This window comes from Bradyrhizobium sp. JR3.5 (assembly GCF_054057015.1).
The window spans coordinates 261417-282219 of the sequence record NZ_JBSRYV010000001.1 but is presented as its reverse complement, the minus strand read 5'-3'; the positions used below and the strand labels follow the sequence as shown (position 1 = coordinate 282219).

20 protein-coding genes and 4 pseudogenes are annotated in these 20803 nt (G+C 59.0%); 10 read left to right on the top strand and 14 right to left on the bottom strand.

The features are described from left to right. The first annotated feature begins 69 nt into the window (after positions 1 to 69). The 8 genes from ACVWW1_RS01430 to ACVWW1_RS01395 all read left to right on the top strand — a co-directional run bounded on the left by ACVWW1_RS01430 (position 70) and on the right by ACVWW1_RS01395 (position 6746). A complete protein-coding gene (locus tag ACVWW1_RS01430; protein WP_456654582.1) occupies positions 70 to 447 on the top strand; it encodes a helix-turn-helix domain-containing protein in 378 nt (125 codons plus the stop codon). Between the two features lie 59 nt (positions 448 to 506). After that, positions 507 to 698, top strand: a complete 192-nt coding sequence (locus tag ACVWW1_RS01425; protein WP_456654581.1) for a hypothetical protein — start codon at positions 507 to 509, stop codon at positions 696 to 698. 35 nt (positions 699 to 733) lie between these two features. Beyond that, complete coding sequence (locus ACVWW1_RS01420; protein WP_456654580.1) at positions 734 to 2605, top strand: DNA polymerase; 1872 nt, start codon at positions 734 to 736, stop codon at positions 2603 to 2605. Between the two features lie 45 nt (positions 2606 to 2650). After that, a complete protein-coding gene (locus tag ACVWW1_RS01415; RefSeq protein ID WP_456654579.1) occupies positions 2651 to 4363 on the top strand; it encodes a hypothetical protein in 1713 nt (570 codons plus the stop codon). Further along, positions 4356 to 4763, top strand: coding sequence for a hypothetical protein (locus ACVWW1_RS01410; RefSeq protein ID WP_456654578.1), 408 nt, complete (start codon positions 4356 to 4358; stop codon positions 4761 to 4763). Before ACVWW1_RS01415 ends, ACVWW1_RS01410 begins: the two co-directional genes overlap by 8 nt. A 104-nt stretch (positions 4764 to 4867) precedes the next feature. Then, positions 4868 to 5239 (top strand): hypothetical protein, encoded by a 372-nt coding sequence (locus tag ACVWW1_RS01405; RefSeq protein ID WP_456654577.1) that lies wholly within the window; start codon positions 4868 to 4870, stop codon positions 5237 to 5239. Next, positions 5184 to 5765, top strand: coding sequence for a hypothetical protein (locus ACVWW1_RS01400; RefSeq protein ID WP_456654576.1), 582 nt, complete (start codon positions 5184 to 5186; stop codon positions 5763 to 5765). The genes ACVWW1_RS01405 and ACVWW1_RS01400 overlap by 56 nt, the downstream gene beginning before the upstream one ends. A 591-nt stretch (positions 5766 to 6356) precedes the next feature. Beyond that, entirely contained in the window at positions 6357 to 6746 is a 390-nt protein-coding gene (locus ACVWW1_RS01395; RefSeq protein WP_456654575.1) for a hypothetical protein, read from the top strand. A 482-nt stretch (positions 6747 to 7228) separates the two neighbouring features. Here the strand turns inward: ACVWW1_RS01395 and ACVWW1_RS01390 are convergent, their stop codons facing one another. After that, entirely contained in the window at positions 7229 to 7699 is a 471-nt protein-coding gene (locus ACVWW1_RS01390) for a methyltransferase (RefSeq protein ID WP_456654574.1), read from the bottom strand. A gap of 358 nt (positions 7700 to 8057) precedes the next feature. Beyond that, positions 8058 to 8180, bottom strand: a pseudogene (locus tag ACVWW1_RS01385) (hypothetical protein); the annotation flags it as partial. A 594-nt stretch (positions 8181 to 8774) separates the two neighbouring features. Between ACVWW1_RS01385 and ACVWW1_RS01380 the strand changes: the two are divergent. After that, complete coding sequence (locus ACVWW1_RS01380) at positions 8775 to 8990, top strand: hypothetical protein (protein WP_456654573.1); 216 nt, start codon at positions 8775 to 8777, stop codon at positions 8988 to 8990. A gap of 190 nt (positions 8991 to 9180) precedes the next feature. On the opposite strand, the gene ACVWW1_RS01375 is transcribed toward ACVWW1_RS01380, so the two are convergent. The 5 genes from ACVWW1_RS01375 to ACVWW1_RS01355 all read right to left on the bottom strand — a co-directional run bounded on the left by ACVWW1_RS01375 (position 9181) and on the right by ACVWW1_RS01355 (position 13883). Continuing rightward, positions 9181 to 9444 (bottom strand): hypothetical protein, encoded by a 264-nt coding sequence (locus tag ACVWW1_RS01375; protein ID WP_456654572.1) that lies wholly within the window; start codon positions 9442 to 9444, stop codon positions 9181 to 9183. A 31-nt stretch (positions 9445 to 9475) separates the two neighbouring features. Beyond that, positions 9476 to 9673, bottom strand: coding sequence for a hypothetical protein (locus ACVWW1_RS01370; protein ID WP_456654571.1), 198 nt, complete (start codon positions 9671 to 9673; stop codon positions 9476 to 9478). A 304-nt stretch (positions 9674 to 9977) separates the two neighbouring features. Then, on the bottom strand, positions 9978 to 10301 hold the full coding sequence (locus ACVWW1_RS01365; RefSeq protein WP_456656591.1) for a putative quinol monooxygenase: 324 nt from the start codon (positions 10299 to 10301) through the stop codon (positions 9978 to 9980). A gap of 244 nt (positions 10302 to 10545) precedes the next feature. Next, positions 10546 to 11283, bottom strand: a complete 738-nt coding sequence (locus tag ACVWW1_RS01360) for an SDR family oxidoreductase (protein ID WP_456654570.1) — start codon at positions 11281 to 11283, stop codon at positions 10546 to 10548. Between the two features lie 950 nt (positions 11284 to 12233). Further along, entirely contained in the window at positions 12234 to 13883 is a 1650-nt protein-coding gene (locus ACVWW1_RS01355; RefSeq protein WP_456654569.1) for an MFS transporter, read from the bottom strand. A gap of 117 nt (positions 13884 to 14000) precedes the next feature. Between ACVWW1_RS01355 and ACVWW1_RS01350 the strand changes: the two genes are divergently transcribed. After that, positions 14001 to 14255 carry a hypothetical protein gene (locus tag ACVWW1_RS01350; protein WP_456654568.1) on the top strand — a complete coding sequence of 85 codons (255 nt, stop codon included), beginning with the start codon at positions 14001 to 14003 and terminating at the stop codon, positions 14253 to 14255. 194 nt (positions 14256 to 14449) lie between these two features. Here the strand turns inward: ACVWW1_RS01350 and ACVWW1_RS01345 are convergent. From ACVWW1_RS01345 to ACVWW1_RS01315, 7 genes and pseudogenes are all read right to left on the bottom strand, one after another. After that, positions 14450 to 15137 (bottom strand): annotated as a pseudogene (locus tag ACVWW1_RS01345) (YoaK family protein). Positions 15138 to 15163: 26 nt separating this feature from the next. Next, positions 15164 to 16591: an alginate export family protein gene (locus ACVWW1_RS01340; protein WP_456654567.1), complete on the bottom strand. Its 1428-nt coding sequence runs from the start codon at positions 16589 to 16591 to the stop codon at positions 15164 to 15166. A gap of 9 nt (positions 16592 to 16600) precedes the next feature. Continuing rightward, complete coding sequence (locus tag ACVWW1_RS01335) at positions 16601 to 17509, bottom strand: glyoxalase (protein ID WP_456654566.1); 909 nt, start codon at positions 17507 to 17509, stop codon at positions 16601 to 16603. 28 nt (positions 17510 to 17537) lie between these two features. Next, positions 17538 to 17957, bottom strand: coding sequence for a DoxX family protein (locus tag ACVWW1_RS01330; RefSeq protein WP_456654565.1), 420 nt, complete (start codon positions 17955 to 17957; stop codon positions 17538 to 17540). A 1-nt stretch (position 17958) separates the two neighbouring features. Beyond that, positions 17959 to 19843, bottom strand: a pseudogene (locus ACVWW1_RS01325) (amidohydrolase). Beyond that, positions 19840 to 20124 carry a XapX domain-containing protein gene (locus ACVWW1_RS01320; RefSeq protein ID WP_456654564.1) on the bottom strand — a complete coding sequence of 95 codons (285 nt, stop codon included), beginning with the start codon at positions 20122 to 20124 and terminating at the stop codon, positions 19840 to 19842. The pseudogene ACVWW1_RS01325 and the gene ACVWW1_RS01320 overlap by 4 nt, the downstream one beginning before the upstream one ends. Before the next feature lie 32 nt (positions 20125 to 20156). After that, positions 20157 to 20802 (bottom strand): annotated as a pseudogene (locus ACVWW1_RS01315) (hydrolase). Between the last annotated feature and the right edge of the window lies 1 nt (position 20803).

The following is a 20803-nucleotide window of genomic DNA, read 5'->3' as shown; positions in this document are numbered from 1 at the left end:
ATTTTCGCAGTCGGTGCGCACCAACGATTGCGAACTATCGTGGGCCACCTGTCAACGGAGTGGTCCTCGATGGATACCATATCCAAAACACTCTCTCCTCGCGAACGTAAAGCTTACGTGAAACTGAAGGCCGGGCTCAAACAGGCCAATCAGTCGGCCGGGCCGGCCACGCAGGTGGCACAGTCGAAACCTGCTCCTCAGCGAGCTCATCGCGTCCAGCACCGGCACGGAGGTCGAGACGATGGCGCCGTGCCCGATTCCGACTCTTTGGCGCTTAGTGTAGAGGATGCTGCGCGCCTGATCGGCGTCAGCCGCGCCACCCTTTACGTTCTGATTTCAACCGGCGATCTCCGCACGATCAAAATCCGCAAACGCCGGCTCGTCCCCCGCGATGCACTCTTGGAACTTTTGGCCGTCGGCGCCAATTCGCCGGTAGCTGATGTTTAGCGCCGTCGCTGCGTTCGATATCGCAGACCAATATCGCGCGCCAACCAGTGGGAACCCAAATGACTTGGAAGAAAGATTACATCGAAAACGTGATTGCGACGCCCGCTCAGATGGGGCGCTTCGGCATCAACGAAAACTTCGACGCCCTCAGAAACGACCGCAACGCGCGTTACTTGATTCCGCTCTCGAATCCGACGGACGAGGAAATGGCCGCGGTTTTGCGAACGCGGTCTATGGCGCATTGCCCATGACCATAGCGGGAAACGCCCGATAGAAAGTTCCTACAATGACCGCGATCGCGCGCAATACCGGGCAATGCGCTATCGATGCGAAGCATTTCCCTTCCCTTGCCGGTCAAGGGGCCATAAGTATTGACTGCGAAACATTTGACCCTGATCTAAAGACACGCGGCCCAGGCCCGCATCGCAATGGCTTCATTGCCGGGATCGCTGTTGGAACCGAAGCTGGCTACCGCCACTACTTCCCGATTGCCCATGAGAGCGGATCGAACCTGCCTAGGGCTGACGTCCTTTCGTGGCTGAACCACGAGATGCAGTCGAGCGTTCCGAAGATTGGCGCCAGCCTGCTTTACGACCTCGCCTTCTTGTCCGCCGCTGGCGTGAAAGTCACTGGGCCATTCTACGACGTCCAGATTGCTGAGCCGCTACTCGACGAAACGCGCCTTAGCTATTCGCTCGAAACTTTGGCGCAGCACTACCTCGGCGAAAGCAAGGTCCAAGGTCAGCTTGACGCCTGGATCGTCGAACACTTCGGCAAGAAGAACCCGAAGGCAAACATCTGGCGCGCACCATCTGAGATTGTCGCGCCATACGCCGTCGGCGACGTCGACTTGCCGTTACGCATTTTTGCGAAGCAGGAAGTCGAGCTAAAAAAGAAGGGGCGGCTGTGGGACTTGTTCCTGATGGAATCGAGACTGATGCCGATGCTGCTGGCTATGCGTCAGCGGGGTGTCCGGGTCGACCTCGATCGTGCCGAGCGGCTCTACAAGGAATTTACTGCCCAGCAAATTGAAGCATCCGCGGCAATCAAGCGGATGACCGGAGTTGGCATCGCGCCGTGGAACGCGCGCAGCCTCGCCAGGGTGTTTGACCATCTTGGCCTCCAATATCCGCGCACGCCCAAAACCGACGCTCCGTCATTTACCAAGGCGTGGCTGGAATACCACCCGCATCCCGTCACTAATCTGATCAGAAAAGTCCGTTACCTCGACAAACTCCGCGAAACCTTCATCAAGGGTTTCATCCTCGACGGTCACGTCAATGGCCGCATCTACACGAATTTCAACCAGCTCCGATCCGATGCCTTTGGCACCGTGAGCGGCCGGCTATCCTCAAGCCAACCCAATCTCCAGCAAATTCCCGTTCGTAGCTCCGAAGGCAAAATGATCCGATCGATATTCATCCCTGAAGACAATCAGCGATGGTTCCAGAACGATTGGTCACAGGTTGAATACAGACTAATTGTCGACGATGCAGCTTCACGGAAGTTGCCAGGAGCACAGGCCGCCGCCGATCAGTACAGCAATGACGACCACGCCGACTTCCATCAGATTATCGCCGATATGACCGGGCTACCCCGCGACGCCGCGAAGACCGTGAACTTCGGCATCGCTTATGGAGAAGGCGTTAGTAGGCTCTCCCTATCCCTCGGCCTAAGCCGGGAAAAAGGCGCCGCGCTGTTGAACGAGTATCATCTTCGAGCACCCTTCATCAAACAACTCTCCAACGGATATATGCAGCTCGCCGCCCGCACCGGTGAGATCGAGACACTGCTCGGGCGGATCCGCCGGTTCAATATGTGGGAAATTCGCCGGGGCGACGAAGTTATGTATTTCCGCACACGGAGGCGAGGATCGCGGCGTGCTTTTACCCATGCCGCGCTGAATGCCCGTATCCAGGGTTCGGCAGCGGACATTATGAAGTTGGCGATGGTCAACATCTGGGAGAGCGGGATATGCGACGTGCTCGGCGCGCCGCACCTCACGGTCCACGATGAGCTGGATGGCAGCTATCACGACGACAAGGCCGGACGCGAAGCCCTGTGCGAACTCAAGCACCTGATGGAACACGTTGTGAAGCTGATGGTGCCGCTGCGCGTGGATGCCGGAACCGGGGCGAATTGGGGAAGCTGTAAATGAGTGAATGGTTCACTTCTCTTCCCCACGGGCACGGAGCCTGAGACCGTGAGCACGCGCAGGAAAGCAGGTGCTAATCAGCAGCGGGAACAATTCAAGCCGCATGTTGAAATCACCGTCTTCACTAAGTCGGATGGTCCGCTCACCAAACAGATTTCGCTTTTAGCGGACGGCTCGGTCAAGAGCGATGGGAGTACCTGCGTGATGTCAGATGGCGTTGCGCAGCGCGCTCAGATCGCGAATGTTGAGCAGCTTGCCGCACTGATCAAACGGCTTGCTTCAAGTCAGGCGATTGCACTCGGAGCGCTCCGAACCGGCCTGCCAGAACGAGTGCAGGTCGTCACCAAGGCGAAACTGAAAGGCACCGAGCAGGACGTCATCGCCCGGACCGGAGATAGCATCATTTACCGAAACGGGCGACCAGCATTCGCGCTACTGGATTACGACACCAAGGGCATGCCGGAAACAGTTGCAGCTAGGTTGACGCAGCTTTGCGGCTACTGGCCGGCGTTACTATCGGTGCTGCCGGCCTTGCGCGCCGTAGCGTACGTGATGCGCCGCTCAACAAGTGCCGGGCTGTCGCGGTCCGATACGGGGGAGAAGCTGCCTGGGTCGGGTGGTTTGCACATTTATGTCGTAGTGGAGGATGGGAGCGACATTGAACGGTTCTTACGATCGTTCCACGATCGATGTTGGCTCGCCGGCCTGGGCTGGATGATGGTAGGTGCCGGCGGGCAGCTGCTAGATCGCTCGATAGTCGATCGCTGCGTCGCTGGCCCCGAACGCCTTGTGTTCGAAGGTGACCCGATCTTGCTGCCGCCGCTCCAGCAGGACCAGGAAAGCAGGCGTCCCGTCGCCACTAATGGCGAAGTGCTGGATACAGTCGCGGCGTGTCCGCCGTTGACGATTGTCGAGAATGCCAAGCTTCGTGAGCTGAAGGCAAAGGAGGCTTACCGACTCTCATCCGAATCAGCGGAGGTGCGCGCCGCGTTCATCGCTGAGCAGGCGGCGTATATCGTTGAACAGAGGGGCGTGTCGGCGCACGATGCGGAGCGGATAGTCGCCCGCCAGCGCAATGGCATCCTGCTCCCTGCTGTCGTGCTGCCGTTTGATGATCCTGACTTCGCCGCTTGTACCGTCGCCGACGTGCTGGCGGATCCGGATCGATTCGATGGCGCTACCATGGCTGATCCGCTTGAGGGCATTGAATACGGGCCTTGCAAAGCAAAGATTATGCGCCGGCCGGATGGCACACTATGGATCCACAGCTTCGCTCACGGCCGCACCGTCTACGAGCTGAAGCTAGATGCACGCGCCGTACGGGCGGCGATGGAGCGAGCAGATAGTAACGTCGCGGCTAAAATGTTTGTCCAACTCGCCGCTGCCGCCGATCTCGACGATCTGGAGTTGGAGGATCTGCGCAACCTGGCCGCGGAGCGAAGCGGCGCCAACAAGCGGACGGTCTCAGCCATGCTCAAAGTGGCACAGAAAGAGTACACCGCCAAGCACGAGGAGCAGGAGCGCGAACGCCGCTTCGCCAACCGTATAGATCCACGTCCCCAGATCATGAAACCGGCGCTGGATGCGCCGTGGCTGCCGCAGATGGGCGTGCTCAATGACGTTCTTGGTGACTCGTCAGCCGCAAAGCCGCCAACACGCGATATCGACGGTGTCATTGCGCGAGTGTGCAAGATTGCTATTCCGAACACACACGCCTTCACCCCGAACGAAGCCAACGCTGAGGACCACGATCATGACTAAGCTGCCTCCACCCGAGCAATGGGTAATTAAGCGCATGAACGAAATGGAGCTTGCCGAGAAGATCGAGAAGTACATCGACTTCGTCGATATCAAAGGCCGATCCGTGCACCTACCAATACAATTCGTCCGGCACTACTTGCAACGTCACGACGACGACACGCTGCCAACTCTAGTCGCTGTTGCCACCCTGCCCATCGTCCTGGCCGATGGAGTATTACTTGCGCCAGAAGGCCTCGATCGGCTTCGCGGCATCGAGTTCAACATTCCAAGTGAGTTGATGGCGGAAATGCCTGAACGAAAAGAGTGCACCAGTAAAGCGGTGCGAGAGGCAATGCAGTTTCTGTGCGATCAGTGGCTGTGCGATGTTGCCACCCCGATTACGCTGGCAAGTGCACCCTGATTGCCCTCGCACTAACCATCATCGAGCGCTCACTGCTACCTGATAGACCGACCTTTTTTGTCACCGCTGGGCGCAGAGGCGGAGGCAAGACCACAACCATCATCATGCTGATCATGGCCGTAACCGGAATACAGCCAGCCGCATCGGCATGGTCGACGAACGAGGAAGAGCGCAGGAAGGCATTGCTGAGTCACTTCCTGACCGGTGCCGCCTACATTCTCTGGGACAATATTGTGCGCGGCACCCAGATTAGCTGCCCACATATTGAGAAATCATGCACCTCCGCCTACTATTCCGACCGTCGGCTCGGCGTCAGTGAGATGGTCGCGACTGCAGCCTCAACCATCCACCTCTTCACCGGCAACAACATCGGCCCGCGTGGCGATCTCGCTTCGCGCAGCCTTCACATCCGCCTCGACGTTGACCGCCCTGACCCGGAAAACCGGGAGTTCAAACATCCCGACCCGGTTGGATAGGACAGAGGATAACCGCGCCGAGATTCTGCGGGCTCTCTACACGATTCTGCTTGGCAATCCGACGCTTAAGATAGCCCGCGATGCGCCATCAAAGACGCGATTCAAGATGTGGTGGCGGATCATTGGCTCCGCCGTCGAGCACGCCGCCAAGCAGCACGCCCCAGAACCTGAGGACGTCGCCGAGGTCGACTTCCAGAAGCTGTTTCTTGCGCAAGAGGAGGATGACGAGGAATCCGCCTCGCTCGCCGACGCTCTCGCTGCTATGGCGGAGGAGTGGCCGAAGAGGGAGTTCAAGGCGGTTGAGGTAGCAGCAATCATCAATGAGTCATCATTAAACCTGCGCGGCGCCACCCTGAGCGAGTTCCTGTTCCCTGGTGCGCCATTTGGCTTCACCGCTACGGCAAAAAGCACCGGTAAGCGGCTGAAAAGCCACCTCGACGGGCCTGTCAAAGGCGGTGACCGCACGCTCGTCCTGCGGGCAAAACGGAAAGATAACGAGCTTATATATCACGTTCACGTTGAATGAATGCTGTGCACCGGGGAAGGGTTAGGGGTTTGGCGGGCTTTGTTTTAGGCCTTCCCGTATTTAAGATTCTTGATTCCCACTAACCGCAAAACACACATTTCTTTTTCAGGCAGCCTCGCAGCAAACCCCGTCAAACCCCCTAACCCCTTCCATTCATCCAGCGCGCAGCGGAGCCTGGCAGCGGAAAGTTCGCCAGCGGCGGCGCCGTTTTGTGATATAATTCATCACGTCGTGACAAACTCATGCAAAAGGCGAGTTCGCCCGATCGACGATAACAGCATGTCACTTGACGTGCGCCGGTTGCATCGCGCCTAGTCCTAGGAGGCTGGCTAACCTTCTTATATTCCCGGTCTCGGCGGAGAGCCTTCCGGCGGCGTGCAGGCTGAAGGCATATCCGCGGTTCTGACGCTCAGCGTGCGTCTGGAGTGCGTGCGACGGAGAATGGGCGGGGGGACTACTTTTTCTGACCGCCCCCTTGGCTTACCGACCCGGTCCATCGAGCGGCCACCATAAAGCTGTACAATTACCGGTAAATTCCAGCCCGATGCTACAAGAAGGACGTGTGTAATGGGTATCCGAGGCCGCCCATCCATGGCAGCGCTGATGGTGCCGGACAATCCGACCGAGATCATTCAACGCCCTGACGCCCCATACGAACTGACCGATGAGGAAGCCGACGAGTGGCGTGCGGTTGTTGGCGCGATGCCCCCCGGCCACTTCATGCGCGCTAACTTCGCACTCCTGAGCCAGTATAGCCGACACGTGATCGCGGCCCGTCGGGTCGCTCAGCTGATCGGCCAGGTGCTCGAGCAGGGGAATTTCGATCGCAAGGAATTTGGCGCCTTGCTCCAGCTCCAGGCGACCGAGACCGCCGCGATCATCCGCTTGTTGCGGTCCATGCGCTTGACGCAGCAATCGGTCCTGCGGGCAGAGACGAAGCACCCGAGGGGACCAGCAAGACGCCCCTGGGATCCAGAGTGAGCTGCACTTTGCCCCACGAACGCCGATTGGTCGCTCAAATCGCAATGCACAACCGGCTACGCGATCGGAGCATGAGGGTCTGCCCGAGGCTGTGCGGCAGCGCCTTGATACAAATTCAGAAGCCAAGCGCCAGCATCGCTGGACGATCGACATCCTTCGGTCAATGGAGGCCCGCAAGGGAGCGATGCGGGTAAATGCTGCAGAGGCTCAGCGAGTAGCGGATTTCTACTCGGCGGGTTGCAGGTTCGAATCCTGCCGGATCGCCAACTATTTCAATGCGATAGACCTTCCGAGTAGCCGCTCGGGCGAGGACTTCGCCAAGCTCATTGCAGCATTTTAAGACGGCCTTGCATAGGTGGTTTGATCAACAGTGCGAGAGCTTGCTAAGGCCGATGATGTCATCGAATAACACGCCCCACTCGTTGCAGCGTGTTTGTCCGCCTCTGGCGCATCGCCGCATAGCCGCGGCCGGCTTCCAAGCCTCAACAAATCCGCGACTCGGTCAGATTAAATCGGCCGGCGCGGAGAACCGCGATGGGACGGAAGCCACTCTCGGTCAGGAGCCGATAATATTCCCTTTCGGTCCGTTCCCGTCCACCTGGACCGCGCAGCATGTTTAAATCGCTCATCGCGCACGACCTGCCCGCGTCATCGGTACCGGGCAATTCCGGCACCGCACGTTCGACTAATAGCAGTCTGCCTTTTTGGGGAAGCGCTTTGCGGCAGTTTCCCAAAATGACGCGGCTGCGCTCATCATCCCAGTCGTGAATAACGCTTTTCAAGATGATCGCATCGGCCACTGCAGGCACCGCGTGAAAGAAATCGCCTGCAACAAAGTCGACGCGGTCGGAGATTCCGAGGTGCCCGAAGTGCTGGTTGGCGGCGTCGGCGCACCTCGGCAAATCGACAACCGTTCCTCTGATGGTTGAATATGCCCTCGCCACCGCGCCCATGAGTTCCCCAGAGCCGCCTCCGACATCCATCAAGTGGGAAGATCGTGCCAAAGTCGTAGGCCTGCAGCAGATCGTGCGTGACCAGCCGTGTCAGGTCTGTCATCGCTTCATTGAATATCCGCACATGCTCTGGCGTGCGCGCCATCAGATCGAAATTGTCGTCGACGTCCTGGAGTTGGGCAGCCGCCTTCCCCGACATGATCGAATCCAGAAGACCCTCCCACCTCCTGACCAGCATGGAGCCTTCAAAGATGACCCAGTTCTTGAACGATCGCTCAGCAGCACCGTCGAGTCCCGCGCCCAGTTCGGTTAGCAAGTAGCGGCCTTCGCCGCGAGAGCAAATGCCGACGGTCGAGAGAGCGACGAGCAAGCGGGCCAGTGCGTCCCGGTCCGCGCGGGTTCGGCTCGCAAGTTCGTCGACCGTTCGCGGTCCGTCGCGCAGCAATTCGGCAAGGCCCAGCCGGGCAGCGACATAGATCACAGCCGTCACACGGTGCGATTGACCCTAACGCTCGTCCCGCATATTTGGACTTCGTTGGGAGGCGAGTCTCAGGTCGCGATCTACAGCCAGCGCCTGGAGCCCGCGCATACGCGGCACATTCACCGGATTGCCCCAAAAGGTCCAGGCTGCGCCAGTGACAAGTATTTCACCGCAGATAGCCAAAGGTCCCGCCTCATTGCGCTTTCCTCCGTAGGCATCTCGAAGCAAAAAACAGGCTAAGCCAAGCGAGCACGATGCCAATCACTGTGTGGAAAAGGCTAGGAAGGCCGCGACACCCAATAACGCAGTCCAGACTAGGAAGTGCTCAGCAATCATTCCCGCCCCCTCTTTGCCAATCAGTGGTCAAGCATAAAACGGGCCAAACAAGGATGGACGCGCTATCGTTATCAGCATTTGGCGTCCAGGTGACGGTCCCCGGCCTGCGCTTGGTTCGATACCGGATGGATTGGAGCGAGGTGATTAACTTCGCCAAGGGCGTCTCCGGCTGATTCAGCGCCCGTAAAAGCCCGGCGTTGCTCTCCATCGGCGGTTGCAGAAGGCTGTCTCTTTCTGAGAGCCGAAACGGCAACCCTGATGGCTGACGTCGAAGTCTACACCGCTCGCTATGAACGCGAACATGGGCACCCGCCAGCCGGCCGCCGGTTCTGGCTATTCACGCTAGTGTCGGAGACCGGCGCGATCCTTTACGAGGTCAAGCTCAACGAGCAGATGATCTACCCGGCGGCACTGGATCGGGCTCGGGCTACGGCCGAACAGAGGAACGCCTTCCGGATCATAGTGGAGCCTTAGGCTCGATAAAAATGGCCCCAGCGCGCGAGTGTACACTGAGGCCAAAGGTGGAGTCGTCGAGGCTCCCATTCTGCACGCGGCTTCGCTCCACCGCATTAGCCTGTGTTACTCGGCGTGGGGTCCGAGCGCCGATCGGCATTCTAAGTACCTGATCGACCTCATGATGACGGGGTCAATGTTGGGCGCCTATTCACAATAAGGAGGGGCAGATCGTAATGGGTCTGTCCTCCGTCGTCCAATCGGCGCCGGTCACCAGGGCTGCCTCGCGCGCGGGATCGAAGGGCGATGTGAAGAGGCTCATGATGCCGATCTCCGAGGACGTGCAGGCCTGCACCCGGGCGAGACAGCATGCTGGACCTGCCTGTACGACCGGATGATCCGCAACCGCTAGGTCAAGGGCTTCCTTGATCGCGGCGCGGCGCGGCGGATCGCGGTTTCTGCGCTCGCACAGCATCCCATTCTGGACGTCGAAATGCCCGGAGGCGTCATTTACGCCCGAAATGCCCCACATGCTCGTAGAGAATTGCCACGGCATGGAAGCCCACCACGGTACCAATGGCGGCGGTCTCCTCGAGCGAGGAAACCGCCGAGACGGTCGCTCCTGACAGATCGCTCTGGAGGTTATGCTCAAGATCCAGGAATATGTTCTGCGTGGTCGAGACACCGTGGGCGTCGGTCGCCACGACCGTAGCCATATACGGCGACGATCGGCCCCAGACCCCCGCGCCGATCCACAGACTGCCCGCCGAACATGGCGGCAACCATCGAGATATCCTCGACGGCATCCCGAATTTCACCATGCATATCGTCCGCTCCACGACGGCAGATTACATTCTAGAACTAGCATCCCTGCCTCGAGGCATTGCCTCGCTAATGATTGCTCATGAGCTGCCTGGCCACCATGTCCGATTTGGATCGCGTGGGCGACACCGGCAAACGATATTATGGTCCAATGCTTTGTTGGATGCGTTCCACGTCGAGCATGGATTATCTGCCTTTGCTCTCGTAGCTTTTGACGGGTTCGAGCCACTCAAAGCGCCGCTCCGACTTCAACATGTTCTTGAGCATGCTCTCGTATTCGACCCGATACGCTTTCTTCAGGTGGTAATCTTGGAAATACTGCGCGCTGCATGCCCAGGTTTCGTAGAGTACCCAGGTATCGGAATCTTCCATCGAACGATGGAGATAAGTGTTTACGAAATCCGGTTCATTCGACATTTCGTCGAGCACCTTTACGAGGCTTGAATAGAGCGCTTCGCGTGCTTCGGCCTTGACGGGCAAATGAACGATGAATGAAATGGTCTGAGACATGGATAAGCTCCCATAGTTGGACCAAACAGCCGTTTCGACGAACCTCTCGACCGACCTCAGCAGGTGATCGGCGGAAATATGCTTCTCGAGCGAGAACTCATAGAACAACGCAGCCTGTTCGACTTGCCGATGCCCTATCATGACCTTCAGTCCCAATTGGACAGACTGAATCACTGATATCTCTGCGCCGCAGCAGCCGACTTTTTCAACGGAATCGCCCCCAAGTGGACCATGGTCCAATCGGTCAGAGGGTGCTCATGCCGCCATCGACAATGAGTTCGCTACCGATGGTAAAAGCTGATTCATCTGAGGCGAAGAAGACGACGGCATCAGCTACTTCCTTGGGCACGCCACGGCGACCCGCCGGGATTTGACTGATCAGGCCTTTGATTTCCGCGTCACCCATGCCGATCTTGCCGTGCAACGGCGTAGCGATTGGACCGGGGCTCACTGCATTGACACGAACGCCCCGCGGCAGGAGCTCGCCGGAAAGGGTGCGAGCGAGCGAAATTAATCCCGCTTTCGTCAGCGCGTAGACGCTCGAATTCGGCATGCCAATGTGGGCGTTGATGGAGGTATTCAGCACAATCGATGCCGGATTAGCGAGAATCGGCAACAGAGCCTGAATCAGAAAAAACGGCCCCTTCAAATTGACCGCCACCGAGCGGTCGAAGCCAACCTCCTCCCACTCGGCCAGGGGACGGAAGTCACCGATGCCGGCATTGATGAAGATCGCGTCGAGGCCGTCGAAATTGTCCTCTATCACAGCGGCTATCTTCTTCTGAGCGGCGACGTCGCCTGCATCCGCATGAATAACTAGCACGTTGTCGAGTTCCTTGCGAGCAGCCTCCAGGGAGGCCAAATTGCTACCAGTGATAGCGACGCGGGCCCCTTCCTCAAGGAAGCGGCGAGCCGTCTCGAGCCCGATGCCGCTGCTGCTGCCGCCGGTGACAAGAGCGCGCTTGTTATTCAGCCTGTTCATTTGTCAGTCCTCCTCCGTTAAAGAGCTGTGCCCGTCCACCGGAGAAGAGCCGCAATGCTGTTGCACCACCAACAACAGCGGCGATAGTCCGCGGTTCTGAACTACTCTCGCTACTCCCCGATAGCTTCCTGGGGGGACGATTGATCGACCTCGATGCTTTCGGTCGGAATCATAACCCTCTTTCAATCATCTACCGCCACGAGCTGAGTGTAGAGCCCCTGAAATTGATCGTTCAATTGCACCTTGGTGTGAACAATTCTTGTGCACACCGGCAGAGCTGAAACCCTGCGAACGAATCGCCGCTCAGTTCCCGGCGCACGATCGGCCTTGATCTGCGTGATAGTATGCGTTCGCCCGGCCTTTTCTCGTGCCAGGTCTTGGAAGGAAATACGTCGCTGAAATCTCCATGCAACGAGTGAGCACCTCTTCCTGCTTGCGCGCCTCGCGCAGGCGGCCCTGTGTCAGCATATGCTGTGTAGGCTGTGGCGCGGCCAGAATCCGCTGTGCAACGCCAACTTCGACCCTATCCCTGACGAAACAGGAAGTTTGCAGTGGTGCGCGAGGCCCGCCGGGCACTGACGCTTATTCGGGGGGCGATCAGAACGATCTGCGCCCTAAGCGCTCGCTCATCATCTCGGCGACGATTCCGGGCCGGCACGGCACGGCAGAGTGAGGATGTATTGCGATTTTGAGACAGTCTACGCATGCACACAACTGCGCAGCTCCTCACAGCGACGGGCGGTCAGTGCGAGCGGCACGGCGCGGCGAGTAGGTGGGTTGGAAAGCGAGAGGTCAAGCAGGGGTCAGAGAAGTCCGCGCGACGGCGTGGGCATACCGTCGTCGCGATCTCAAAGCTGTGGCCTGAAAACAGCACTTACGATATGGTGGCGCGTCATCGCGAGCTGGTAACTGACGAGGGCAGTCGATCCGCCGCGCGAGATTGCAAGAAGCTATAGCTCATTAGATCCTCGAATTGAGAACTTAGGCCCGAAGGCTGCGGCAACGAAATGGCTTACTTTCGGCTCCGCCTTGGCGTCATATTGACGAATGGCGTCTTGGACGACGCGGTCGGCATTCGTAACACGCTGATGCTGCCGCAAATGCTCAAGCCACGATGCGACCAGGAATGTTTCCAGGAAGCGTCCCTCCTCGGCGGCGTCTTCAAAGATATCCCACGCGTACGCGCCGTCCCGTCGACGCTGCTGACCAAGCTCCTGGAGCGCTGCCAAAAATGCGCCGCGTCCCTCAGGTTTGATGTGGTATTCAACGGTTACCAGCACTGGTCCCCGATCTGGCTCCGCGTCGATCGTCAAAACCGGAACGGGCCAATGCATTGAGGGCGTGAGATCAATTTCTGCGCCGCTTTGCAGCTTCCATGGCCAGCCCAACACAATTCCAATCAAGGCACCGACGGCCGCGATGAAGTGAGCGGCCGGCAGGCCGAGCATCGAGGCAATTTGTCCCCAGATCACGCTGCCCGCGGTCATGGCGCCAAAGAAGACCGTTACGAACATGGCAAGTCCGCGGCCACGTACCCAATCCGGCAGGGAAACCTGTGCTGAGACGTTGAGGGTCGCCAGAACCGCGATCCAGGAAATACCAGCGATGATGCAAGCAACCAGCGCAAGCACGGAGTCACGTGCGAAGCCGAACAGGATGAGGCTGACCGCTGTGCCAACGGTGCCGAGTGCAACGAGCCAATCGGGGCCGAAGGTCGCTTTCATCCAGGGCAGGCCGAACGCTCCACAGACCGCGCCCGCTCCGATCGCGCCCAGCAATATGCCGTAAAGCCCCGGCCCCCCCGCGATCTGGTTGCGCGCGACAAGCGGAAGCAGCGCCCAATAGGTACTCGCAAAGACGAAGAAGGCGGCAGCTCTTATCAGTGTTGCCCGCAGATTCGGATTGTACCGGGCATGGCGAAGTCCGATGACCAGGGCGCTTGTCAGACGTTCCGCAGGAAGCGCGTGACCGCCGGAAGTTGACGACCGCCACCACCACAGGGCTCCGATGACGCCGAAATTGCTCAGCGCATTCAACCAGAACGGCGCGGAAATTCCCAATCCACCGATGATCACGCCGCCCAGCGCAGGTCCTATCGCCCTGCTGATGTTGACGCCAACCCCGTTGCTCGCGACCGCCGCAGGCAAATCCTGCCTCGGCACAAGGCTGGGCACCACCGATTGCCACGCTGGCGCAGTAAACGCTGCACCTGCACCGAGGAGGAAAGTCAGCAACAACAAGATGGGCGGGTTAATGAGGCCCAGCCAGACGAGCACCGCGCTCGCCGCGGCGATCAATGTGACCACGATTTCCGCAACAATCAGAAAGCGGCGCTTGTCGACGATGTCCGCCAGCGCGCCCGCCGGAAGTGCAAAGAGAAACATGGGAAGGCTGGTCGCCACCTGGACCAGAGATACGCTCAGCGGATCGGCATCCAGGCTCGTCATCAGCCAGCCGGACGCCGCATTGTACATCCAGGTACCGACATTGGAGACGACGGTGGCCAGCCAGATCACTGTGAACGCCGTGTGGCGAAATGCGTTCCAGGGCAACGTGCTCGGCGAGTTCGTCCCATGCCTTGCTTGCTGATTCGCCGCCATCTTCGTTCGCTCCACTCAAGTTCAGGTGCCGCTGTCGCTCCCGACCCACCGCGGTCTGTCAGACAATTGCAAAACGACCGCCCCTCCTCCAAGCTGAGGGACTCGACCAGTAGATCGATGACCGATCAGACTTTCACGAAGAGATGCGGTAAAGAGTACGGAGTCGGCCTCATCTCTCTCGATCTACCAGTTGGTCCGATCGAGAAACGCGCTATCGATCACATCACCGATTGGCTGCCACAAGCTGCCGTCAAATTGCACAAGCCGCACCTGCTTGATCGGCCGAAAGTCGTTTGGACCGGTATTATCGTAATTCCCTCGGAGCGTGACCAAACTCTGAAAATCCTTCAACGACGCGGGCCTGCCGCATGATGTTCTCGCGCGACAAATCATCGGCGCATTGCTCGAGCACTCGGGACAGGGTTTCGGCAGCAGCCGTGGCCACGGGGGCGGCCCCACCGACCAATTTGTGGACTCCGAAAAATCCGAGAGAGCTGGCATCGCCGTAGCGTCGATCTGCATCCCTGATCGCTTCGTTCCTCGAATTTTGAAATAGACTGGAACGGTCAGTTTTTTTGCGCTTCTTTGCCCGTCGGCTCCGTTAATCGAGCAAGCAGCGCAAGTCCGGCCAATAGCGGGGGCGCCAAGAAACACCAAACGTTGTAGTGGGCGTACAAAAGGGCCGCGGCGGCGCACCCGATGGCAAAGATGATGACGTTCTTGGACATCATTGCGACCCGCGACCTGATTTGGCCAGCTGGCACGGTGTCCCTCGCGTAGACCATATCCGCTAGATCGATCATGATCTGCGTCGTCGTGCCAGTCATCAGGGTCGACGGAGGTGAACTTCCTAGATAAACACCGATGTGCGGCGTTCTGGATGGCCATGGCCGAAACGAGCACCATTCCTGTGATCACCGCTTGCCAACTGTCGCCGTTCGGGAAAGGTCCGAATTCGATCGCGAGCACAGCGCCGACGATCAGCAGGAGAACCTTAAGGCTGAGCATGGCCTCGAAGACGAAGCGCCAGCGCGGCGTCAGCGCCGAGCTGAGTAGGCGGACAGCCATTACGACTGCACAGAAGACCGGAAGGGCCAGGAGTTTCGCAACGGCTCCCGACGTTCCGAGAGCAAGCGACGCGCCAAGAGTCACGAAGTTGCCGGTCACATGCGCCGTGAAGAGACCTTGCAATGCAAGAAAACCTGCCGTGTCGACATAGCCTGCGGTGAGGCTCAAGAGAAATGGAACGATCATGAGACTTCCGCTCGATACCTGGGGCATTACCACCCCCGTTTGATCTCTACGCCGACGTAATTCGAGTCATGCGCTCCGGCATTGCGCAATGCGTCACCGACCACAAAGTGCACCGCTTCGACTGCAAAAGAAGTCGCGCGGTCTATGGTCCAATCGAGCCGAACTTGGCCGTAGCTGCCGGTATACGCACCAGGACGGCCTGCCGTGTTCGGGATCGGTATGTCGGGCTGCGCATAGACGGCATCGGCCGTGTTTTGGCGCCACTGAGCCGCTGCCGCGAACATGATCTTGACTGACGGAGTCAGACTCAGAGTCAGGGATGGCTTGACGTGGATGAGGTTGGCGTACCCAGTGTAACCCGCCAAGGTGAAATAGTAACCGTTGGGGAACAGCGGATTGAACGTCCCAAAGGTTCGCTTGGTGTTGCTATCACCGGACGCCGCGTCGAGCTGGATACCCACTCTTGGACTCCAGTTCACGTCGGCAAAGGTGTAGCCAGCGAGTGAGCCCACAGCCCATGCCTCGATCGGCTCGTTGCCGATGCGTCCGGTCTGGTTCATCACCTCGAAGTCAAAATCGAAATGATTGGCGGTACCGTTCAGATGGACATCGAAAATGTCTCTCCGCTCGTTGCCAGAGGCATTTGGAAACTGCACGTTCCCCTGTGTGAAATTGGCATAATAGCCGGCGATAAACAGCGACTCGGAAAACTTGTACTCCGTCCGCGCCATGCCGAAGGTCTGCGTGCTGACGCTGCTGTAATCATCGAATATCGTAACGTCCCGAACCTGGACCGGCAGGCTGTAAAAGGTGATGAACCGCCAGGGTCCATTCTCATAGTCCGCCCAGGCTGCGTCAAACGATTGACGAACGTTCGGACCGTCGCGAACCGCCACAAATCGTTGCAGGTCGAAACCAAATTGCTGACGGCCGGCCCTCAGCTTCAGCGTTCCCCCTCCGACGGACTCAGTGATAGCTACCCAACCTTGCTCAAGATCGAGTTTGTCCCGATCGACCGGCGTCAACATGGTCTTCCAGGGCGCATAGTCGGCCTGAAATTGCACGAATGCCTGGATTTGATTGTCTACGCGGAGATCGGCATGGAATTCGTTTCGGCTGATGACGTAGTTTTGGCTGCGGTTCGGACCGGTACCGAAGTTCGGCGCATTGTTGGACTCGAAGCGCTCACGCGTGTTTGCGCCGAATGAGACATACGTGTGCGGGTCGAAGCCAGACAGCGGAATATATTTGAGCTCATCAAACGGCTCACGGGGCACGCGCGGGTCCGCGAGCACCGACCAGTCTTCCTGCCAACGGTTGAACATGATGGGCGGCCGCTGCGGCGTTGAAGCTTGAGACTGATCGTCCGCCCACGCCCTCTGCGGCGCCGCCGCACATACCACGCCTGCCGCCAAGCACCTCCGCAAAAGCAATCGTCCCAGCAACAATGCCATCCCGCCCCCTCATTTCGGTACGGTCGCGTGAATCTCCGCAATATATCCGCCGGGGAATTGTACCATGGCTTCGGACCGCCCGTCAGAGGTATAGGGTTCGACAAGCACGGTGGCACCCGAGGCCTTAGCCTTCGTCAAAGTTCCCCGCAGATCTTTCACCTCGTAACCGGTCAGCTCCCGTCCGTAGGGGTAAGGCAGGTGGCCATCGGTGACGAACACCGTCATCTTTCCGAACATCGATTCGATGCGGATGCGCCTGAACGTATCCTTCGCTCGGCCGATCTCTACCCCGGCGGCATGCTGATCGTCCGAAACAACCTTTCCGTGCGAAAACTGCAGGAAGCTGCGGGCGAAGGCATCCGCCCGGTCCGGCGAGAGATAAACGCGATTTTCGGGAATTGTCTCAAACGCCGCGTAGGAGGGCTTCGTGGTGTGCCAATAGAGTTGCATATTCACGCCGCCCGGCCACTGGATCACCGCATCGCGTCCGATGGGATCCGGAAAGGCCGCCACCAGCACGTCCGCGCCTGAGTCCCTGGCCGTATTGATCGCCTCGTCGAGGTCTGTAACGAGATAGCCCGTTCGCTCGGCGCCGAATGGATAAGGAATGGGCGTTTTGAATCCGAACAGAGACACGGTACCAACGGGTGTCTGAAGAAGCTGGGAAGTCGTGCTGCTCGGAGTCGGCGTTACCGTAGCAACGACCTGCTTCGTGCTCTGGCCTCCGAACGTAGAGAGAAAACTGGCCGCGAACTTGTCCACATCGTCCGGGGCCACATAGACATGCGTCGTGTCGTATTGCGCGCCTACAGCGACCTGTTGCGCCGCATGCGCCCCCTGATCCCGCGCGATTGCTACCGATGGGGATAGCAGTGACCAAGCCAGGAGGACTTCAATCAGACGACGTTTGCCGATCATGGAACACCTCGAACACGGAGTTGAACGCTCATTTCGAGCGCAAGGAAAGCATAGACACAAGCACCAGACCGGCGATCAGCCCCAGATGCTCGAAAAAGGCGTTCACGGCCAGGAAGCGTTCGTGACCGGCTTTGGCCCAGAAATCGTTCGCGGTGAGCATGGCGACCGCAGTCAGCACGCCGAGCCCGCCGGCTCCCAGCCAAACCCAGCGTCCAAGAATGACGAGCGCGGAGCCGCCAAGCTCGACGATGATGGCCGCCGTGGCCCAAAGCCATGCCGGCTGGAGACCGAAATGCGCCTGCTCCGCAACGGCCCCGGGAAAATCGAGGGCTTTCTGAACTCCGCCGATCAAGAACGCGGAGATCAGCGCGGTCCTAGCCCCCACCGCAAGCCATGACCAGGACAGGACTCTCGCGACCCATCTCGGCGTATCCGATCTGGCGAACATCTCACACCGCCCAGCAGGCGCAACCGAGCGCACCCCAGAAGCTCTTGAGATCCGAGACCGGCAGCCTTCCCGACCATGCGCGCGCATGATCATGGCCGTGCACGCCGCACGCATTCGCGCAGCCACACATCTGAATCGCGTTGCCGCGGACGGCTTGTGCTTTGTCGTCCTGCTCGGCCCAGCTGCCGTACCCGCCGAAACTGCGCACTGGCGACCAGTCGGGCATGGCGGCCGGCGGCGCGGTGTCGTCGAGAGCCTTAAACTCTCCCGCACCATAGACGATGCGGCCACCTACTACCGTCAGATCGCTTGTGATGTCGTCGATCTCGCTCTCGGGGCAGGAGAAGAAATCGCGATCCGGAACGATCAGATCTGCAAACTGCCCGACCTGGATACGCCCCTTTTTCCCCTCCTCATTTGAGAACCAAGTGACATTTTCGGTCCACATCCGAAGTGCGGTTTCGCGATCGAGACAGTTGCGCTGGGGGTACAGTCGCAGGCCGCCTACCGTCATGCCCGTTACGAGCCAGGCCAACGAGACCCAGGGATTGTAAGAGGCGACGCGTGTTGCGTCCGTGCCGGCGGAGATCTTCACGCCCTTGTCCATGATCTTCCTGATCGGCGGCGTCGCTTCGGCCGCGCCGAAGCCGTAGCGCTCGACGAAATATTCGCCCTGATAGGCCATGCGGTGCTGCACCGCTATGCCGCCGCCTAGTGCTGCGATCCGGTCGATAGACTGGTCGGAGATCGTCTCGGCGTGATCAAAGAACCAATGCAGACCGTCCCAACGGTGTGTCCTGGTTGACCTTCTCGAATACGTCGAGCGCTCGCGAGATCGTCTCGTCGTAGGTCGCGTGCAGGCGCCATGGCCATCTGTTCTGAGCCAGGACGCGGACGACGTCTTCGAGCTCACCCTCCATTTCCGGCGGCATATCCGGACGAGGCACGCGGAAATCCTCGAAGTCAGCTGCCGAGAATACCAACATCTCGCCGGCGCCGTTGTGGCGAAAGTAGTCGGTTCCCTGCTTGTACTTCGAAGTCTTGGTCCAATTCAGGAAGTCCTGCTTCTCCCCCTTCGGCTTCTGGGTAAATAGGTTGTACGCTAGGCGGACCGTGAGCTGCCCTTCGTCCGACAGTTTCTGAATGACCGCATAGTCCTCCGGATAGCTCTGGAAGCCGCCGCCGGCGTCAATCGCTCCGGTGACGCCGAGACGATTCAATTCCCGCATGAAATGACGGGTCGAGTTCACCTGATACTCGAACGGAAGTTTCGGTCCCTTGGCCAGCGTCGCGTAAAGAATGTTGGCATTCGGCTTGGCCAGGAGAAGCCCCGTCGGATTGCCCTTCGCATCGCGCACAATCTCGCCGCCAGGTGGCTCGGGCGTCTCTTTTGTGTATCCGACCACGCGCAGCGCGGCGGCGTTCAGCATGGCGCGGTCGTAAAGATGGAGAATAAAGACCGGGGTATCGGGCGCGACAGCGTTGAGTTCCTCGATCGTCGGCAATCTCTTCTCTGCAAACTGGTGCTCCGTGAATCCACCAACAACCCGCACCCACTGCGGCGGCGGCGTGATCGCGACCTGCTTCTTCAACATGGCCATGGCGTCAGCGAGTGACCAGACACCATCCCAGCGCAGCTCCATGTTGTAGTTGAGCCCTCCTCGAATGATATGGAGATGATTGTCGATTAGACCCGGCAGCACGCGCCGCCCTTTCAGGTCGACGATCTTTGTCGAGGAACCGGCGAGCTTCATCACATCGCCAACGTGTCCCACGGCGGTAAACAGCCCGTCTTTGATCGCCACGGCGGTCGCCGCCGGATTTGAGCGATCAAGTGTCGTGAACAGACCATGATGCAGGATCAGGTCGGGGCCCTGCTTGCTCATGCTTGCTTCTCCGGATTCTTGAGGCCATCAATCGGACCAACTGTGCGTCGGCCAGGCAGCATTCCAAAAATGTGGGAATCGCAGCTCGAGAGATGAAATGCCTCGGAAAAACTCGAGCCCCCTATGAGGAGTTTGGCGACCGGGACGACCTGCTCGCCAACCAGAATTCCCAGAAGCCCGACCAGCGCAACCAGAGGCGGCGCTGGCGAGCGGACGTTGAGGAGATTGTAGATCACTCCGACAAGGAGGCCTGCCCCCAAAGACAACACATAAACCTTCATGTCAGCCCTCCTATCACCAGCGCTTCCGGGAGTTAGCGCGGGCCTGCCTCGGATGCGTGTTCGCCGAGCGCCCACTTCGAGAAGCGGACCTGGATGCCGTAAGGCGTGTGAGCGCGAAAGGATATCCATGACGCCCTCGTAGGTCTCGGCGCGTGCCCAGTCCTGCTGCAGTTCGAAGACATATTGGCACGAGGTGATCGGAACGGCGCCGGCCTGGAGCAGGCGCTCCATGGAGCGGTTATGCGCTTCGAGCGACAGATCGCCGCAGGCATCTGCAGGAACGTAGATCTCGTATCCCTCCTTGAGCATGTCGAGGCTCGGAAACATCACGCATGCTTCCGTCCAAAGTCCGGCGATGACGAACTTCTTTTTGCCGGTGGCGGCGACGGCTTTGCGGAAGTTCGGATCGAGCCACGAGTTCATGGACGTCCGGTCGATGATTTCGTGGTTCGGGAACAGATCTGTCACCTCCGGCATGAATGGACCGGAGAACGAGTCTTTGGCAACCGTCGATATTACGGTCGGGATCTTGAACAGCTTCGCCGTCTTGGCCAGGATTTGGATATTATTGAATACCACCAGGCGGTCATGCGACTGCACGCCCTGGTACATTGCCGGCTGATAGTCGATCAGGGCGATGGCGCTGTTTTGCGGGGTCAACATATCAAGCTTGGGCATT

What these genes read in the sequence shown, in the direction of transcription:
- ACVWW1_RS01430 (WP_456654582.1), top strand. Translation starts at nt 70, where the DNA reads ATGGATACCATATCCAAAACACTCTCTCCTCGCGAACGTAAAGCTTAC.
- ACVWW1_RS01425 (WP_456654581.1), top strand. Translation starts at nt 507, where the DNA reads ATGACTTGGAAGAAAGATTACATCGAAAACGTGATTGCGACGCCCGCT.
- ACVWW1_RS01420 (WP_456654580.1), top strand. Translation starts at nt 734, where the DNA reads ATGACCGCGATCGCGCGCAATACCGGGCAATGCGCTATCGATGCGAAG.
- ACVWW1_RS01410 (WP_456654578.1), top strand. Translation starts at nt 4,356, where the DNA reads ATGACTAAGCTGCCTCCACCCGAGCAATGGGTAATTAAGCGCATGAAC.
- ACVWW1_RS01405 (WP_456654577.1), top strand. Translation starts at nt 4,868, where the DNA reads ATGCTGATCATGGCCGTAACCGGAATACAGCCAGCCGCATCGGCATGG.
- ACVWW1_RS01395 (WP_456654575.1), top strand. Translation starts at nt 6,357, where the DNA reads ATGGCAGCGCTGATGGTGCCGGACAATCCGACCGAGATCATTCAACGC.
- ACVWW1_RS01390 (WP_456654574.1), bottom strand. Translation starts at nt 7,699, where the DNA reads ATGGGCGCGGTGGCGAGGGCATATTCAACCATCAGAGGAACGGTTGTC.
- ACVWW1_RS01380 (WP_456654573.1), top strand. Translation starts at nt 8,775, where the DNA reads ATGGCTGACGTCGAAGTCTACACCGCTCGCTATGAACGCGAACATGGG.
- ACVWW1_RS01375 (WP_456654572.1), bottom strand. Translation starts at nt 9,444, where the DNA reads ATGCTGTGCGAGCGCAGAAACCGCGATCCGCCGCGCCGCGCCGCGATC.
- ACVWW1_RS01365 (WP_456656591.1), bottom strand. Translation starts at nt 10,301, where the DNA reads ATGTCTCAGACCATTTCATTCATCGTTCATTTGCCCGTCAAGGCCGAA.
- ACVWW1_RS01360 (WP_456654570.1), bottom strand. Translation starts at nt 11,283, where the DNA reads ATGAACAGGCTGAATAACAAGCGCGCTCTTGTCACCGGCGGCAGCAGC.
- ACVWW1_RS01355 (WP_456654569.1), bottom strand. Translation starts at nt 13,883, where the DNA reads ATGGCGGCGAATCAGCAAGCAAGGCATGGGACGAACTCGCCGAGCACG.
- ACVWW1_RS01350 (WP_456654568.1), top strand. Translation starts at nt 14,001, where the DNA reads ATGACCGATCAGACTTTCACGAAGAGATGCGGTAAAGAGTACGGAGTC.
- ACVWW1_RS01340 (WP_456654567.1), bottom strand. Translation starts at nt 16,591, where the DNA reads ATGGCATTGTTGCTGGGACGATTGCTTTTGCGGAGGTGCTTGGCGGCA.
- ACVWW1_RS01335 (WP_456654566.1), bottom strand. Translation starts at nt 17,509, where the DNA reads ATGATCGGCAAACGTCGTCTGATTGAAGTCCTCCTGGCTTGGTCACTG.
- ACVWW1_RS01330 (WP_456654565.1), bottom strand. Translation starts at nt 17,957, where the DNA reads ATGTTCGCCAGATCGGATACGCCGAGATGGGTCGCGAGAGTCCTGTCC.
- ACVWW1_RS01320 (WP_456654564.1), bottom strand. Translation starts at nt 20,124, where the DNA reads ATGAAGGTTTATGTGTTGTCTTTGGGGGCAGGCCTCCTTGTCGGAGTG.